Below are 15,433 nucleotides of genomic sequence, written 5' to 3' on the forward strand. Positions count from 1 at the left end.
TCCTGCGCCGGGTACCCCTCGGGGTGCGTGACAATGGGGGAATGCCCGAGACCACCGTCACGCCGTTGCAGATCGGCCCGCACACCGTCCAGCCGCCCGTCGTCCTGGCCCCGATGGCCGGGATCACGAATGCCCCCTTCCGTACCTTGTGCAGGGAGTTCAGTGACGGCAAGGGGTTGTTCGTCAGCGAGATGATCACGACGCGGGCGCTGGTCGAGCGCAACGAGAAGACCATGCAGCTCATCCACTTCGACGCGAGCGAGACGCCGCGTTCGATCCAGCTGTACGGCGTCGACCCCGCGACCGTCGGCAAGGCCGTCCGCATGATCGCCGAGGAGGACCTGGCCGACCACATCGACCTGAACTTCGGGTGCCCGGTACCGAAGGTGACGCGCAAGGGGGGTGGGTCGGCGCTGCCGTACAAGCGCAACCTGCTGCGCGCGATCCTGCGGGAAGCCGTGTCCGGGGCCGGGGATCTGCCGGTCACGATGAAGATGCGCAAGGGCATCGACGACGACCACATCACGTACCTGGACGCCGGTCGTATCGCCGTGGAGGAGGGCGTGACGTCCATCGCCCTGCACGGGCGGACGGCCGCGCAGCACTACGGGGGCACCGCCGACTGGGACGCCATCGCTCGGCTCAAGGAGCACGTGCCCGAGATTCCGGTGCTGGGTAACGGTGACATCTGGTCGGCGGGGGACGCGTTGCGGATGGTGCGCGAGACCGGGTGCGACGGGGTGGTCGTGGGGCGGGGCTGCCTCGGGCGGCCGTGGCTGTTCGCGGACCTGGTGGCGGCCTTCGAGGGGCGTACGGAGGACGTCGCGCGGCCGTCGCTGCGTGAGGTCGCCGACGTCATGGTGCGCCATGCCACGCTTCTCGGCGAGTGGATCGGCGACGAGTCGAAGGGTGTCGTCGACTTCCGCAAGCATGTCGCCTGGTACCTGAAGGGCTTCGCGGTCGGCAGCGAGATGCGGCGGCGGCTGGCGGTCACGTCGTCGCTCGGGGAACTGCGTGCCGGGCTGGACGAGTTGGACCTCGACCAGCCGTGGCCCAGCGATGCCGACGGTCCGCGTGGGCGTACCTCGGGCAACAACAGGGTCGTTCTGCCGGACGGTTGGCTGAAGGACCCGTACGACTGCGCGGGGGTCGGGGAGGACGCCGAACTCGAGACGTCGGGGGGCTGAGGAGCGATGCCTGCGGCGCCTGTGCGGGTTCGGTGGGGGCGGGCGTAGCGCCTTCGGTTCGGTGGTGGGTCGGGGCCGGGGTGGGGGGGTGTCCGTCCTCGGTCGGGCGGTGCTGTGGGTCATGCGGTGCTGTTTCTTGACGCCCGACACTGCGGGCGGACACCCCCCACCCCGTCCCCTTCTCGCCGTGGGCGACTGCAACGCGCCCCACAGGGGCGCGGGGAACTGCGCGGGCGGGCACGACGGGCCCGCAGCCGCCCTACGGCATCACGTGGCAGCTTCGCCCCGCGTCAGCTCTTCTTCGGGTGGGGAGTGGAGCCGTACGCCGTGAGGAACTTGTCCCGGAAGGCGCTCATCTTCCAGACCGGGGCGTTGTGGGCGGGGCGGAGGCCGTCCGTCCAGCCCCAGGACGAGATCTTGTCCAGGACCTTGGGGTCCTTGGCGACTATGGAGATCGGGACGTCGCGGCTGGCGTGGTTGCCGCTGACGCGGGCGATCGGCTGGTGGTCGCCGAGGAAGACGAGGACCGTGTTGTCGTTGCCGTAGCGCTCCAGCCACTGGGTGAGCGCGGTCACCGAGTACTGGACCGATTTGCCGTACTCCGCCTGGGACTTGGGGGAGCTGGCGATGATGTCCGCGGGCTTCTTGCCGGCCGCGTGGATGGCGTTGAAGACCGACCCGTCACCGAGGTCGTTCCATGGGACCATCTTGGGGATCGGCGCCCAGGGCTGGTGGCTCGAGGTCAGGATGACCAGGGACATCAGCGGCTTGCTCCGCTTCTTGCTGTGCTCCAGGTTCTGGAAGGCCTGCAGCGCGTACTGGTCCGGCATCGTCGACCAGCTGAACTTCGGCCCCTGGTAGCCCATCTGGAAGGCGTTGCGGTAGCTCTGCAGGCCGTAGTACTTCGACTCCGGCCACCCCTTCTGCACACCCGGCATGATGCCGACCGTGTCCCAGTCGCCCGTCTTGGCGAAGGCCTTGGTGAGGCTGAGGTGGTCGCTCGCCATGACCGTGCGGTAGCGGTTCTGGTTGTCGATCCACAGGCCGGACATGGTCGTGGAGTGGCCGAGCCAGCTGCTGCCGCCGTAGGTCGCCGAGGTCAGCCAGCCGCTCTTGGCGTGGAAGCCCGCCTTGGCGAGGGCTTTGGTGCGGGCGTCGAGGGTGGCGTCGACGCCGGGCGCCTCCACCGGGTCCTCGATCGCGCTGCGGCCGTAGCTCTCGATGAAGGTGAAGATCATGTCCTTGCCGCGCAGGTCGGGGACCAGCTGGCTGGGCGGTGTGTTGCCGAACTCGTCGACCTTGGCGATCTTCTGGAAGTCGGCCTCGTCCTTGAGGGTCTGCCGGACCCCCTTCGCCTGGAGAACCACCGCGCCGGCCGCCCGGTCGGAGGCCAGCGGCGTCCCGCCGAGCTGCAGGCCCAGCGCGGAGCAGAGGACCCAGACGACCGCGGCGGCGAGTGTGCCCCGGGTCGCCGCCTGCTTGTTGCGCGCCAGCAGGTTGCTGAGCCGGACCATCGCCAGCGCCATGACGGAGAGCAGCAGGAAAACCAGGACGAAGGCGCCGACCGTGGCGCTGATGGCCACCGCCCGGCCCATCGAGTCCTGCACGTAACTCTGCGCGTCCGGCAGCAGCTCCCAGTCCAGCACGAGGTTGAAGTGCCGGCCGAGGTACTCCCAGAACCCCATGTCCAGCAGGTTCAGGATCGTGAGCGCGCCGAGCGCGGCACCTGAGACCACCGCCACGATGATGCGCGGGCGGCGCGGCAGCACCAGCGCGACGGCCGCCCCGAGCACGGCCTCCACCGGTATCCGCACGAACCGCCCGGCGTGCAGCGCGCTCTCCTTGTTCGGCAGCACCAGTGCGCCGAGCACGAGGACGGCCGCGAGGATCGTGATCGTCCAGCGCACGACGCGCACCGGTACGGGGTGCCGCTCACGCCAGTCGGCGAACCGGGTGCGCAGGGTCGCCCTGGCATCCTGTTGCGGTGACGGAGATTCCGGCTCGACCTCGGGTGATGTGTCCGGTTGTTGGCGAAGGCGCGTGAAGACAGGCACCCGAAGGTCCTTCCGTTGCGAGGCCCGGCATCCGTGATTCGGACGGATCGGTCGGCGGGCCACACCGGGGAGGCAAGGACCCGCCACAGTCCGGTACGGGCTGCCTCCGGCGGTTGTTCACGCCCCAGGGCAAACACCGGGCAAACGCCTCGTCGACGGCACCCTCCCAACCGCTAGGCGCCCCCGACCGCCGTCAGCAGGGCCAGCGGTGCCGCCGCCGAGCGTGACTCCCTCACGCACGCGTGCGGATACGGAACGGGCTCCGCGTGCGAGTCCCGTCCGTATCCGGCGATGACCTCCGGCAGCCGGTGTCCCGTGGCCGTCGCCGCGTCGACCAGGGCGTGGGCGACCGTGCGGGCCTCGTCGTGCAGGCCGTAGCGGGCCAGGCCCAGCGTGATCAGCGCGTTGTCGTGCGGCCAGACCGAGCCGCGGTGGTACGACAGCGGGTGGTACGCCGGCTGTCCCGCGGCCAGCGTGCGTACGCCCCAGCCGGAGAAGAAGTCCGGGTCCAGCAGCCGCCGGCCCACCACCTCGCCGTACTCCTTGTCCAGCAGCCCCGACCACAGCAGATGGCCGGCGTCCGAGGCGAGCGCGTCGACCTGCCGGCCCTCGCCGTCCAGCGCGAGCGCCGGGAAGGAGGCGTCCGGCATCCAGAAGTCCCGCTGGAAACGGTCCCGCAGATCGGCCGCCGCCTGTTCCAGCAGCGCCGCGTACGTCTCGTCGCCCCACACCGTCCGGGCGACCGACGCCGTGCGGCGCAGGGCGTCGTAGGCGTACCCCTGCGCCCCGGCCGCCATCACCGGTCCGCTCGCGCGTGTGCCGTCGGCGGAGCAGATCGCGCCGGGGGAGTCCTTCCAGTTCTGGTTGGCGAGGCCGCCCTGGTCGGCGCGGTAGACGAGGTAGCCGCGCGAGGTCAGCCCGCCGTGGTCCAGCATCCAGCCGATCGCCGCACGGGCGTTGGGCTCGAGGCGGCGGGCCAGGTCCGCGTCGCCGGTCTGCTCGACGTAGGCGCCCAGGAGGACCAGGAACAGCGGCGTGGCGTCCACCGAGCCGTAGTAGCGGCCGTAGGGGACCTGGCGGAAGTGGGCCAGCTCGCCGTGGCGGACCTCGTGCACGATCTTGCCCGGCTGGGCCACCGATTCCGGGCCGGTCTCCGTCGCCTGGGTGGCGGCGAGCGCGGGGAGGGTGGCGGCGGCGAGCTGCGGGCGGTAGGGCAGGGCGAACAACGACGTCAGCAGGGCGTCCCGGCCGAGCAGCGTCAGGAACCAGGGGGCTCCGGCAGCGGGCACCCGCAGGTCCTCGCCGTCCGGGCCGGTCGCCTGGACCTGGAGGGAGGCGAGGTCGGCGAGGCCCCGTGCGCAGGCCGCCGCCAGCTCGGGCCAGCCCGTCGGGAAGGGCACACCCTCCACGAACTCGCCCTCGAGAGCGAGGAGTTGCTCATTGAGCGCGGCCGGGGACACCGGTACGCGCCGGGCCCGCCGGTCGCCGTGCGGGCGGGCCATCACCCGCAGCGCCAGCTCCGCCGTGCCGTGCGGATCCAGGTCGAGGGTCCATACGAGGCGCCGGGCGCCGGTGCCGGTTTCCTCGACGCCGTCCGGGGCGGGCTCCGCCGTCACCGTCGTACAGGACCGCCATTCACCACGCTGATAGCTGAACTCCACGCCGTCGTCGAGAACTTGGCGGGAGCGGGTGGCGCCGATCTTGGTGTAGGTGCGGTAGTCGGAGCGCAGCTCGAACTGGTCCGCGAAGTCCGCGTCCGCCGTGACCGCGAGGCGGACCGTGGTGGCGGTCGGGCGGTTGCTGGTGATGCGGAGGGATTCGACGAACGCGCTGTCCCCCACCGCCTGTTCGCGGAAGATCGTGTACGCGGGCGGTTCCTGCCGTCCGCCGCGCGGGACGAGGACACAGCGGGCCGTGTCCCCGTCCGCGACCGGCGTGAGCGACTCCGGTACCGCGCCGTCGACCGTCAGTTGCCAACGGCTCAGATGACGGGCGTCGCGCACGAACAACCCGGCCGGGGAGCCGGTTCCCCGGGCCCCGACGATGATGTCCCCGCCGTCGCCCACGGCCGCGAACGTCCCGCCGCGCACGAGCAGATGATGCCGGTCCGTCATGCCCGGTCCCCTCCCTTGTCACTCAACTCGAACGTGCCGATGCCCGTCGGGGACACGCCGTGTCCGGGGCGCGAATGGAGCAGATCCAGCGCGAGGGCGGCGGTCCAGCCGAAGCCGAGTGCTCCGCAGGCCTCGCCGGTGTACGGGTCGACGTACTCCGCGAATCCGGAGGCGTCGGCCAGGTCCAGGACGGACTCCCGCAGGGCGTCGGCGCGCTCCTGCTCGCCGTGGGTGCGCAGCCCTCGCTCCAGCAGCCAGCTCGTGTTGAACCAGGCCGGTCCCCGCCAGTACCGGTGCGGATCGAAGGCCTCGCCGAGGAGGTCGTAGGACGGGGGCAGCCGGGTCGTGTCGCCGAGTCCGAAGTGCGGACCGTGAAGGGTGGCGACGAGGGTCCGCACGACGTCGCGGGGGAGGCCGGGAAGCAGGAGCGGGATCAGTCCGGAGACGCTGCGCTCGGGGATCAGGGTGCCGGTGGGCGGGCGGTGGTGCGGGGCGGGGGCGCTGTAGCCGTCGCCGCGCAGGTCGCGGCAGAGGAACATGCCGCTCGGCCCGTCCCACAGGCGGTCCACCAGGGCCGCCGTCAGCCGCTCCGCGCGGGCGTGCCGTGCCGTGCCCGCCGCTCCCAGCTCCGCGGCGATCCGGGCCAGGGCGTGCTCGGAGGCGATGAGCAGGGCGTTGAACGCCGGGTCCTCCACGGCGAAGCCACCGCCGCCGTCGTCGTCGTAGCCGGCGTCCCGGTAGTCCGTCGCCAGGCGTACGTACCGGCCGTAGTCCAGGTCCGTCGGGCGGTCCTCGGGGGCGCCGTGGGTGAGGTCGGCGCGGCGGAAGGAGCGGGACGGGGCGGGGATGATCCGGGCGAGTGGGGCGTCCCAGCAGGGGCTGTTGTCCATACCCTGTTCCCAGGGGTGGACGACCGACGCGAGGCCGCCCCCGCCCAGGTCACGGCGGTGCAGCAGATAGCGGTGCCAGGCGGCCAGGCGCGGGTAGACCCGGGTGAGGAAGCCGCGGGCGCGGGACAGGCCCGGGTCGGCGCGGTGCACCAGCCAGGCCGCCAGCGCGTGCACCGGTGGCTGCACGATGCCGGAGGTCTGTACGGTGCGCGGGGCGCCCGCAGCGCGCCCCGCGGTCGAGGAGCGCCAGAAGTCGGGGCTCGGGAAGTAGGCGTCGAGCGGGACGGAGGGGTTGAAGACGATGTGCGGGATACGTCCGTCCGCCCACTGCGCGGCCAGCAGCGTCTCCAGCTCCGTCTGGGCCCGTAACGGCGACAGGTGCCGCAGGCCGATCGCGATGAACGCCGAGTCCCAGGACCACTGGTGCGGATACAGGCTGTGCGAGGGGACGGTGGAGGCGCCCGTCCAGTTCTCCTCCAGCACCCGGGCGGCCCTGACGTGCAGCGGACCCGGGACGGGCGGCGGATCGTATGCAATGGGGTGCTGTTCGCCGCGGCTGGTGAGTTGGGCAGTGCGATCCACTCGGGGCTCCCCGAAAGACGTACGGCCGACCGGTTCGGTCTGGGCTACCGTAGAGTTACGTCTATTTAACACGCAAAACTCACTATGTAATGCACGCTGGAGAAGCACAAGGGGGTGCGCATGACGGGACGCGGCCAGGCCAGCTCCGGAGATCTGCTCGAACTGGTACGAAGCGGACGCGCCATCACGCGCGGAGCCCTCCAGCAGGTCACCGGTCTGTCCCGGGCCACCGTCGGTCAGCGCCTCGACCGTCTCTTCCGTGCGGGCTGGCTGCGCGAGGGCGCCGGCGGCCCCGTCGACTCGCCCCTGGGCGGCCGGCCCTCCATCACCCTGGAGTTCGACGACGAGCACGCCGTCGTCCTCGCCGCCGACCTCGACACCCGGCACGCGCGCGCCGCCGTCCTGACCCTGACCGGCGAGATACTCGCCGAGCACGCGGACACGCTCGTCGTGGAGGACGGGCCGGACGTCGTTCTCGGGGCGCTCGGACGGTGGTTCGGGGAGTTGCTGGAGAAGGCCGGGCGGCCGGCCCGGGCCGTGTGCGGGATCGGGCTGGCGGTGCCGGGGCCGGTCGACAGCGAGACCGGGCGGGTCGTCCAGCCGCCGATCATGCCCGGCTGGGACGGCTACGACATAAGGGGCCGCCTGGCCCGGGCCTTCACCGAGCGGACGGGCGCCGGGCCGGTGCCGGTCCTGGTGGACAACGACGCGAATCTGATGGCGTACGGCGAACAGCGCACGGGATACCCCGGCTGCTCGGCCTTCGTGCTGGTCAAGGTGTCCACCGGCATCGGCGCGGGCGTGGTGGTCGACGGCTCGGTCTACCGGGGGATCGACGGGGGTGCCGGGGACATCGGGCACATCCGCGTGGGCGCCGACGCGCTGTGCCGGTGCGGGTCGTACGGCTGTCTCGCCGCCGTCGCCAGTGGCGGCGCCGTGGCCGGGCGGCTGGCGGAGGCCGGAGTTGCGGCGACCTCCGGCTCGGACGTACGGGATCTGCTGGCTGCCGGGCATCCGGAGGCGGCCCGGCTGGCGCGGGAGGCCGGGCGGCTGGTGGGGGACGTGCTGGCGACCGTCGTCACGCTGCTCAATCCCGGTGTGCTGATGATCGCCGGAGATCTGGCCGGAACCGCCTTCCTGACCGGGGTGCGGGAGCTGCTGTACCAGCGGGCGCTGCCCCGCTCCACGGCCCACCTGGACGTCATCACCTCACGGCTCGGTGAGCGGGCGGGGCTGGTGGGGGCCGGTGCGCTGGTCGTGGAGCATCTCTACGCGCCGGAGCGGGTGGAGGAACGGCTGCTCGCCATGGGGGTGTAAAGCGTCCGCATGGTGAAATCCGGTCCTCTGTGGGAGCGTGATTCTCGCCACCCTTGATAAGGGTTGCGCTCAGATGAGCGGATCTTGAGCGGCTGTACTTCCTCAAGGGGTGGCACTGGGTGCCACCCTTCGATCGTTCATCGATCGAAATCAGATGTTGTCGTTGACCGCTCATCTGAGCGTAAAACCGCACCGGTGGGCAGTGATGCCTTCAGGAAGTGAAAACATAAGCGCTTGGTTGCTTGCCGTCCCTTGACTTTCGATCCGCTGGCGGAGGGATGGTTACGGGCGCATGACGCGCGAGTAGACGTATCCAGACACCTTCGATCTGGGTATGTTCCTCGCCGTCAGGGCAGCCACCGCGTCCTCGAGGAGTCGAGACCCGTGTCGGAAAACAAAGAACCCCACGTAGCGAAGTTCGTTTACGACTTCACCGAGGGAAACAAGGACCTCAAGGACCTCCTGGGTGGCAAGGGCGCGAACCTCGCCGAGATGACCAACCTGGGACTCCCCGTTCCCCCGGGCTTCACCATCACGACGGAAGCCTGCAAGGTCTACCTCGACAGCGGCGAGGAGCCCGCGGCACTGCGTGACGAGGTGAGTGCGCACCTCGACGCGCTGGAGTCCCGGATGGGCAAGAAGCTCGGCCAGCCGGACAACCCCCTGCTGGTCTCCGTCCGCTCCGGCGCCAAGTTCTCCATGCCCGGCATGATGGACACGGTCCTGAACATCGGCCTCTCCGACAAGTCCGTGAAGGGCCTCGCCGAGCAGGCCGGCGACGAGCGCTTCGCCTGGGACTCCTACCGCCGTCTCATCCAGATGTTCGGCAAGACCGTCCTCGGCGTCGACGGCGACCTCTTCGAGGAGGCCCTCGACCAGGCCAAGGAGGCCAAGAAGGTCACGGTCGACACCGAGCTGGAGGCCGCGGACCTGAAGAAGCTGGTCGCCACCTTCAAGAAGATCGTCAAGAGGGAGGCCGGCCGGGACTTCCCGCAGGACCCGCGCGAGCAGATGGACCTCGCCATCCACGCGGTCTTCGACTCCTGGAACACCGACCGCGCCAAGCTCTACCGCCGTCAGGAGCGCATCCCGCACGACCTCGGCACCGCCGTCAACGTCTGCTCGATGGTCTTCGGCAACCTGGGCCCGGACTCCGGCACCGGCGTCGCCTTCACCCGCGACCCCGCCTCCGGCCACCAGGGCGTCTACGGCGACTACCTGCAGAACGCACAGGGCGAGGACGTGGTCGCGGGCATCCGCAACACCGTGCCGCTCGCGGAGCTGGAGCAGATCGACAAGCAGTCGTACGACCGGCTGATGCAGATCATGGAGACCCTGGAGAACCACTACAAGGATCTCTGCGACATCGAGTTCACCATCGAGCGCGGCCAACTGTGGATGCTCCAGACCCGCGTCGGCAAGCGCACGGCGGGCGCCGCCTTCCGGATCGCGACCCAACTGGTCGACCAGGGCCTGATCGACGAGACCGAGGCCCTCCAGCGTGTGACGGGTGCCCAGCTCGCGCAGCTGATGTTCCCGCGGTTCGACGAGCACGCGAAGACCGAGATGGTCGGCCGGGGCATCGCGGCCTCGCCGGGCGCGGCGGTCGGCAAGGCGGTCTTCGACTCGTACACCGCCGTGAAGTGGTCGCGCTCGGGCGAGAAGGTCATCCTGGTGCGCCGGGAGACCAACCCCGACGACCTCGACGGCATGATCGCGGCCGAGGGCATCCTGACCTCCCGCGGCGGCAAGACCTCCCACGCGGCCGTCGTCGCGCGCGGCATGGGCAAGACCTGTGTGTGCGGTGCGGAGGAGCTCGAGGTCGACACCAAGCGGCGCCGGATGACCGTGCCGGGCGGGCGGGTCGTCGAGGAGGGCGACGTCATCTCCATCGACGGCTCCAGCGGCAAGGTCTACCTGGGCGAGGTCCCGGTGGTCCCCTCTCCGGTCGTGGAGTACTTCGAGGGCCGTATGCACGCCGGCGCCCAGGACGCCGACGAGCTGGTCGAGGCCGTGCACCGGATCATGGCCTTCGCCGACCGCAAGCGCCGGCTGCGGGTGCGGGCCAACGCGGACAACGCCGAGGACGCGCTGCGCGCCCGTCGCTTCGGCGCGCAGGGCATCGGACTGTGCCGTACCGAGCACATGTTCCTGGGCGAGCGCCGCGAGATGGTCGAGAAGCTGATCCTCGCCGACACCCAGGACGAGCGCGAGGCCGCGCTGGCGGAACTGCTGCCGCTGCAGAAGAAGGACTTCGTCGAGCTGTTCTCGGCGATGGACGGTCTGCCGGTGACGGTACGGCTGCTCGACCCGCCGCTGCACGAGTTCCTGCCGGACATCACCGAGCTCTCGGTCCGTGTGGCGCTGGCCGAGTCCCGCCAGGAGTCCCACGAGAACGACCTGCGCCTGCTCCAGGCGGTCCACCGCCTGCACGAGCAGAACCCGATGCTGGGCCTGCGCGGAGTACGCCTCGGCCTGGTCATCCCGGGCCTGTTCACCATGCAGGTCCGCGCGATCGCGGAAGCGGCGGCGGAGCGCAAGAACGCCAAGGGCGACCCGCGCGCCGAGATCATGATCCCGCTCGTCGGCACCGTCCAGGAGCTGGAGATCGTCCGCGACGAGGCCGACCAGGTCATCGCGGAGGTCGAGGCGGCGACGGGCACGCAGCTCAAGCTCGCCATCGGCACGATGATCGAGCTTCCGCGCGCCGCCCTCACCGCCGGGCAGATCGCGGAGGCGGCGGAGTTCTTCAGCTTCGGCACGAACGACCTGACCCAGACGGTGTGGGGCTTCAGCCGCGACGACGTCGAGGCCTCCTTCTTCACGGCCTACCTGGAGAAGGGCATCTTCGGCGTCTCCCCCTTCGAGACGATCGACAAGGACGGCGTCGGCTCCCTGGTGAAGGCGGCGGCGACGGCGGGCCGCGAGACCCGCCCCGACCTCAAGCTCGGCGTCTGCGGCGAGCACGGCGGCGACCCGGAGTCCGTCCACTTCTTCCACGAGGTGGGCCTGGACTACGTCTCCTGCTCCCCGTTCCGCATCCCGGTCGCCCGCCTGGAGGCGGGCCGCGCGGCGACGAACTCGCAGGGCAGCGACCACCGCTAGCCCGTACGACCCCGGCCGGGCCCCAGGGCCACCGAAACCCCGGAACCGCCGCCCGTCCCCGACCCTCAACACCGATGGACGGCGGTCCCGGATCACCAGGAGGGCGGCACCCTGTGCGGGGGTGCCGCCCTCTTCTGCATGGTCTGCTGCGACTGTCAAGCTAAGGCGCTGACCAGGGAAAATGGCGTTTGCTGGCGTTGGTTGCCGCAGTTACTACGTGCTGGCGGATTCAACGCCGGTCCTGGTGCACAACTCGACGCCGTGCGAACCGGAAGCGGTGAACATCGCCAATCACGCAGCGCAGCGAACGGCGGCAGGGGACGGAACACACTACGTGCGGGGTGTCGCCCCGCAGGCCATGGCCGAGTACGTGGATGGGGTGATCACACAGGAGGTGCCCAATCTGCAGATCAGGTATCTGAAGAGAGGGCGCGTGGGTTACTGGGATCCGGACAAGGGCGCCGTCGTCATCGAAGATCCCGGCACTAGTGGCGGTACCGTCTTCACACCCAAGAACGGAAAGCAGTACTTCGATGAACTCGAGTGACGCGACGAACCCTGCCACAGGTGATCCCGGAGAGACGATGGAGATGGTTCCGGAGCGGTTCGGAGTGGTCTTCCAAGTGGCCAAGGAACTGCCGAACGTTTCGGATCAGGTGGTGGAGTCCCAGGGATGCACGCGCGGCGATGCGGACGAGTTGCTCGGCATCTTCCGGCTGGTCCGTGCGGCAATCAGGGAGGGCGCGACGCGCGTTCGGTTCCGGCCGGTGTCCCGAAGCGGTGAGGAACGAGTTCTCGCCGACCGGGCGGTGGTCGAGGTCGTCGCCGCTCGGGACGACAGGGTGAAGTGGTGTCGCATGCTGGAAGCCGTGTGCGCGTCGCTGGGTCCCGAGGAGTTGTACCTGCGGAGCGGCTATCGCGAGGCGGAGGTGAGGGAGGCTATCGGCTCCCTCGTCCAGTAGCCCCCCGTCAGCCCCGTAGGTGAGGAGAGCTCGTTGGCCGCTGGTGGCGAGGATTTCGAGGGTACGTGTCTCCGGGCCGCACGCATTCTGAGCGGGCTGGAAGGCTACTTCCTGGAACGGGTCTCGGCCGACACCGCTCCTGTGGGCGGCTGTGTGGACATCTGCCTGCGGCTGGGGCCGGACGCAGTCGCCGTCGTCACCGGGGCCAACAGCGGGCTCGGGTACGTCGTCGGGCGGGAGCTGGCGCGGAAGGGTGCACGGTGGCCGTGGCGGAGGTGTACTGACCTCGGCGGCGAAGTGGGTGCACGGTCGTAGGCTGGGGATCATCGTCAGCAGGAGGAGCCGACCATGCCCGGCTGGAACGAGAAGGCCGTCCCGGAACAGACTGGCCGTGTCGCCGTCGTCACCGGGGCCAACAGCGGGCTCGGGTACGTCGTCGCGCGGGAGCTGGCGCGGAAGGGTGCGCGGGTGGTGCTCGCGTGCCGGAGCGAGGTGCGGGGGAGGGCGGCGGTCGAGCGGGTGGTCGGTGAAGTGCCGGGCGCGGAGGTCGAGTTCGGGCGGATCGATCTCGGGGACCTCGCATCGGTACGGGAGTTCGCCGAGAGCTTCCCGTCCGAGCGGCTCGACCTGCTGGTCAACAACGCCGGCGTCATGGCCCTGCCCTACGGGACCACGGTGGACGGGTTCGAGACGCAGTTCGGGGTCAATCATCTCGGGCACTTCGCACTCACCGGGCTGCTGGCGCCGATGTTGCTCGCCACACCGGGCGGGCGGGTCGTCAACGTCTCCAGTGGGATGCACGCCCTGGCCAACATCGACATCGACGACCTCAACAGCGAGCGTCGGTACCGGCGTTGGGTCGCCTACGCCCGGTCCAAGACCGCCAACCTGCTCTTCACCCACGAGTTGGCCCGCAGGCTCGCGGCGCAGGGCGCGGACGTGGTGGCCGCCGCCGCGCATCCGGGCTACGCGGAGACCAATCTGCAGGGCGCCGCGCCGCAGATGGAGGGGCGGCGGCTGATGGGGCGGATGATGGATATCGGCAACCGCGTCTTCGCGCAGTCGGCGGAGGCCGGTGCGCTGCCACTGCTGTACGCCGCGACTGCCCCTGGCGTACGGCCCGACTCCTTCACCGGACCGTCGTTCATGATGTGGCGCGGGGCGCCGGGTCCGTCGTGGCGGGCGCCCTGGACGCTCAACGACGCGGCGGGGGAGAGGCTTTGGGCCGCCTCGGAACGGCTCACGGGAGTGACGTACGAGGCGCTGAAGGGCTGACGTCACGTCATGTCGGCTGGCTCCGCCGGACCGTGAAGTAAGCCAGCGCCGCCAGTGCCGCCGTGGCGGACGCCAGCGTCAGGGCGCCGGGCAGGGAGCGGCCCGCAATCGTGCCCGCGGCCGCCGCGCCCAGGGCGAACCCGGTGATCTTCAGACTTGCGCCCGTGGTGAAGATCTGGCCCCGCAGACGGTCGGGGGCCTCCCGATGCCGTATCGCGAACAGGGCGGTGAGCTGAGGTCCGGCGCCGATGCCGGTGAGCAGGGCGGCGGCGACGAGGACGGCCGGATGCGCGGTCGCCGCCAGGGCCAGCGCGGTCGCCTGCACGAGGGCGCCGACCCAGATCGCCGTGTCCGGGGCGATCAGGCGGGGGCGTCGCGCCAGTACGGAGTTGGCCGCCAGCGAGGCGACGGCCGTACAGGACAGCAGGAGCGCACCGCGCCCGGACCCGCCCAGGGCGTGCTGCCCGAGGAGGGGGACGCAGGCGGTGAACATGCCCTCGGCCGTACAGCAGAGGACCGAGGTGAGGGTCGCTCGGGCCAGGGCGGGCCGCCGGACGATGAACCGGAGCCCGGCGGTGAGAGGGGTGCGTCGCGCGGTGTCGGCACTTCCACCCGACCGGGTCCGGGACTCCGCCCCGAGGCCCCCCTTGTGCGAGCGCGTTGCGGCGAGATTCTGCTCGCTTCTCCGTGGGGGCGGCGCGTCGGTATCCCGGTCCCTGTTCGGCGCCGGTCCGGGGGCCCCTCGGTGGGTCGCCCCCGGCAGGCGCCAGGCCGCCGGCGTCGCGAGGCCGATCAGGGTCACTGCCGCCGCCACCGCCGTCGGCGCGCCCAGCGTCTCCGCCGCCGTCCCCGCCAGGGCCGGTCCGGCGAGGCTCGCGGTGGTGAAGGTCATCGCGTCCAGGGCGTTGGCCCGGGGCAGCGCGTCGCCCGCCACCACCCGGGGGAGCTGGGCCGTCCAGCCGCCGGAGAGGGCCGGGCCGAGCAGGCCCGTGCACACGGCGATCAGAACGGTCACGGGGAGGGGCAGGCGTCCGAGTCCCAGCAGGATGGCGGCCACTCCGGCGCCGTACGCGGCCAGCGCGCAGGCCAGCAGGCGGCCCGGGCGTGACGCCCGGTCCAGGAACGCGCCGAGCAGCGGTCCGCCGACCGCCGCGGCGACGTTGAGCCCCGCCAGCAGCGACGAGGCGGTCGCCGTCGAGCCGGTCAGGGCGAAGCCCGCCAGCATCATCGCCGGTCCGGACATCTCGTCGCCGGTGCGGGCGGACACCGCGCCGACGAAGTAGGAGGCCGTCGTGTAACGCCTTCGTATCAGGAACACGTTACGTGAGTAACCCTAAAACTAGTCAATATGCGTTACATTCGCTCCGTGGCTCCACCTCCCACCGGCGATCTGTCCGACCGACACTCCGTACTGACGACGGCCCGACGCGCCGCTGCCCTGGTCAGCGCCCTCACCCGCGAGCGCCCGGACCCGGAGGAGGTCGTCGCCGTCCTGCGTGAGTACGGCGAGCAGGATCCCCTCGATCTCACCCCGGACGACCTCGCCGGGATGCGCGCGGCCGCCGTCCTGCTGCGCGAGGTCTTCACCGCCGACGACCTCGACACCGCCGCCGCGCTCCTCAACCGCCTCCTCCGCGAGCACGCCGGCCCCCTCCGCCTGACCTCCCACGGTGGCGCCACCCCCTGGCACCCCCACCTCGACCGCGACGACGACGGCCCGTGGGGAGAGTGGTTGCTGGCCTCCTCCGCCCTGGCGCTGACCGTGCTCGTCTGGGACACCCAGCGGCCGCCCGGCCGCCTCTGCGCCGCTCACAACTGCCGTCAGGTCTTCATCACCCAGGGCGCCGGCCCCGAACGCCGCTACTGCTCGCGCCGCTGCGCCACCCGCGAACGCGTCGCGGCCCATCGGCGCAGAGCCGCGGCGTCGGAGTGACCTCCGAATTGAGG

The 15,433-nt window shown here is 71.0% G+C and carries 11 protein-coding genes; 7 read left to right on the forward strand and 4 right to left on the reverse strand.

The window, feature by feature from the left end; genetic code table 11:
• The first annotated feature begins 41 nt into the window (after window positions 1–41).
• The gene (dusB, locus tag ABZZ74_RS25255; protein WP_356768547.1) at window positions 42–1,187 is read left to right on the forward strand and encodes a tRNA dihydrouridine synthase DusB; all 1,146 of its coding nucleotides are present in this window, start codon (window positions 42–44) and stop codon (window positions 1,185–1,187) included.
• Between the two features lie 290 nt (window positions 1,188–1,477).
• Here the strand turns inward: dusB and ABZZ74_RS25260 are convergent, their stop codons facing one another.
• From ABZZ74_RS25260 to ABZZ74_RS25270, 3 genes are all read right to left on the reverse strand, one after another.
• Complete coding sequence (locus ABZZ74_RS25260) at window positions 1,478–3,241, reverse strand: CDP-alcohol phosphatidyltransferase (protein ID WP_356768549.1); 1,764 nt, start codon at window positions 3,239–3,241, stop codon at window positions 1,478–1,480.
• A gap of 173 nt (window positions 3,242–3,414) precedes the next feature.
• On the reverse strand, window positions 3,415–5,355 hold the full coding sequence (locus tag ABZZ74_RS25265; protein ID WP_356768551.1) for a glycogen debranching N-terminal domain-containing protein: 1,941 nt from the start codon (window positions 5,353–5,355) through the stop codon (window positions 3,415–3,417).
• Entirely contained in the window at window positions 5,352–6,827 is a 1,476-nt protein-coding gene (locus ABZZ74_RS25270; RefSeq protein WP_356768553.1) for a hypothetical protein, read from the reverse strand. The genes ABZZ74_RS25265 and ABZZ74_RS25270 overlap by 4 nt, the downstream gene beginning before the upstream one ends.
• 120 nt (window positions 6,828–6,947) lie before the next feature.
• Between ABZZ74_RS25270 and ABZZ74_RS25275 the strand changes: the two genes are divergently transcribed.
• From ABZZ74_RS25275 to ABZZ74_RS25295, 5 genes are all read left to right on the forward strand, one after another.
• The gene (locus tag ABZZ74_RS25275) at window positions 6,948–8,144 is read left to right on the forward strand and encodes an ROK family protein (protein ID WP_356768555.1); all 1,197 of its coding nucleotides are present in this window, start codon (window positions 6,948–6,950) and stop codon (window positions 8,142–8,144) included.
• Window positions 8,145–8,528: 384 nt separating this feature from the next.
• Window positions 8,529–11,249, forward strand: a complete 2,721-nt coding sequence (gene ppdK, locus ABZZ74_RS25280) for a pyruvate, phosphate dikinase (RefSeq protein ID WP_356768557.1) — start codon at window positions 8,529–8,531, stop codon at window positions 11,247–11,249.
• A gap of 181 nt (window positions 11,250–11,430) precedes the next feature.
• Window positions 11,431–11,796: a hypothetical protein gene (locus ABZZ74_RS25285; protein WP_356768560.1), complete on the forward strand. Its 366-nt coding sequence runs from the start codon at window positions 11,431–11,433 to the stop codon at window positions 11,794–11,796.
• On the forward strand, window positions 11,783–12,211 hold the full coding sequence (locus tag ABZZ74_RS25290) for a hypothetical protein (RefSeq protein ID WP_356768562.1): 429 nt from the start codon (window positions 11,783–11,785) through the stop codon (window positions 12,209–12,211). Before ABZZ74_RS25285 ends, ABZZ74_RS25290 begins: the two co-directional genes overlap by 14 nt.
• A gap of 348 nt (window positions 12,212–12,559) precedes the next feature.
• Window positions 12,560–13,486 carry an oxidoreductase gene (locus ABZZ74_RS25295; RefSeq protein ID WP_356768564.1) on the forward strand — a complete coding sequence of 309 codons (927 nt, stop codon included), beginning with the start codon at window positions 12,560–12,562 and terminating at the stop codon, window positions 13,484–13,486.
• Window positions 13,487–13,493: 7 nt separating this feature from the next.
• Here the strand turns inward: ABZZ74_RS25295 and ABZZ74_RS25300 are convergent, their stop codons facing one another.
• Window positions 13,494–14,804, reverse strand: a complete 1,311-nt coding sequence (locus ABZZ74_RS25300; RefSeq protein WP_356768566.1) for an MFS transporter — start codon at window positions 14,802–14,804, stop codon at window positions 13,494–13,496.
• A 30-nt stretch (window positions 14,805–14,834) separates the two neighbouring features.
• On the opposite strand from ABZZ74_RS25300, the gene ABZZ74_RS25305 reads away from it, so the two are divergent.
• Window positions 14,835–15,419, forward strand: a complete 585-nt coding sequence (locus ABZZ74_RS25305; protein WP_356768568.1) for a CGNR zinc finger domain-containing protein — start codon at window positions 14,835–14,837, stop codon at window positions 15,417–15,419.
• Window positions 15,420–15,433 lie beyond the last annotated feature (14 nt).

Source organism: Streptomyces sp. NPDC006476 (genome assembly GCF_040612015.1).
Lineage (GTDB): Bacteria > Actinomycetota > Actinomycetes > Streptomycetales > Streptomycetaceae > Streptomyces > Streptomyces griseorubiginosus_B.

Bases quoted from the DNA above. Each gene is read 5' to 3' on its own strand.
- ABZZ74_RS25305 (WP_356768568.1), top strand. From the start codon at position 14,835: ATGCGTTACATTCGCTCCGTGGCTCCACCTCCCACCGGCGATCTGTCC.
- ABZZ74_RS25285 (WP_356768560.1), top strand. From the start codon at position 11,431: ATGGCGTTTGCTGGCGTTGGTTGCCGCAGTTACTACGTGCTGGCGGAT.
- dusB (WP_356768547.1), top strand. From the start codon at position 42: ATGCCCGAGACCACCGTCACGCCGTTGCAGATCGGCCCGCACACCGTC.
- ABZZ74_RS25290 (WP_356768562.1), top strand. From the start codon at position 11,783: ATGAACTCGAGTGACGCGACGAACCCTGCCACAGGTGATCCCGGAGAG.
- ABZZ74_RS25265 (WP_356768551.1), bottom strand. From the start codon at position 5,355: ATGACGGACCGGCATCATCTGCTCGTGCGCGGCGGGACGTTCGCGGCC.
- ABZZ74_RS25275 (WP_356768555.1), top strand. From the start codon at position 6,948: ATGACGGGACGCGGCCAGGCCAGCTCCGGAGATCTGCTCGAACTGGTA.
- ABZZ74_RS25295 (WP_356768564.1), top strand. From the start codon at position 12,560: ATGCCCGGCTGGAACGAGAAGGCCGTCCCGGAACAGACTGGCCGTGTC.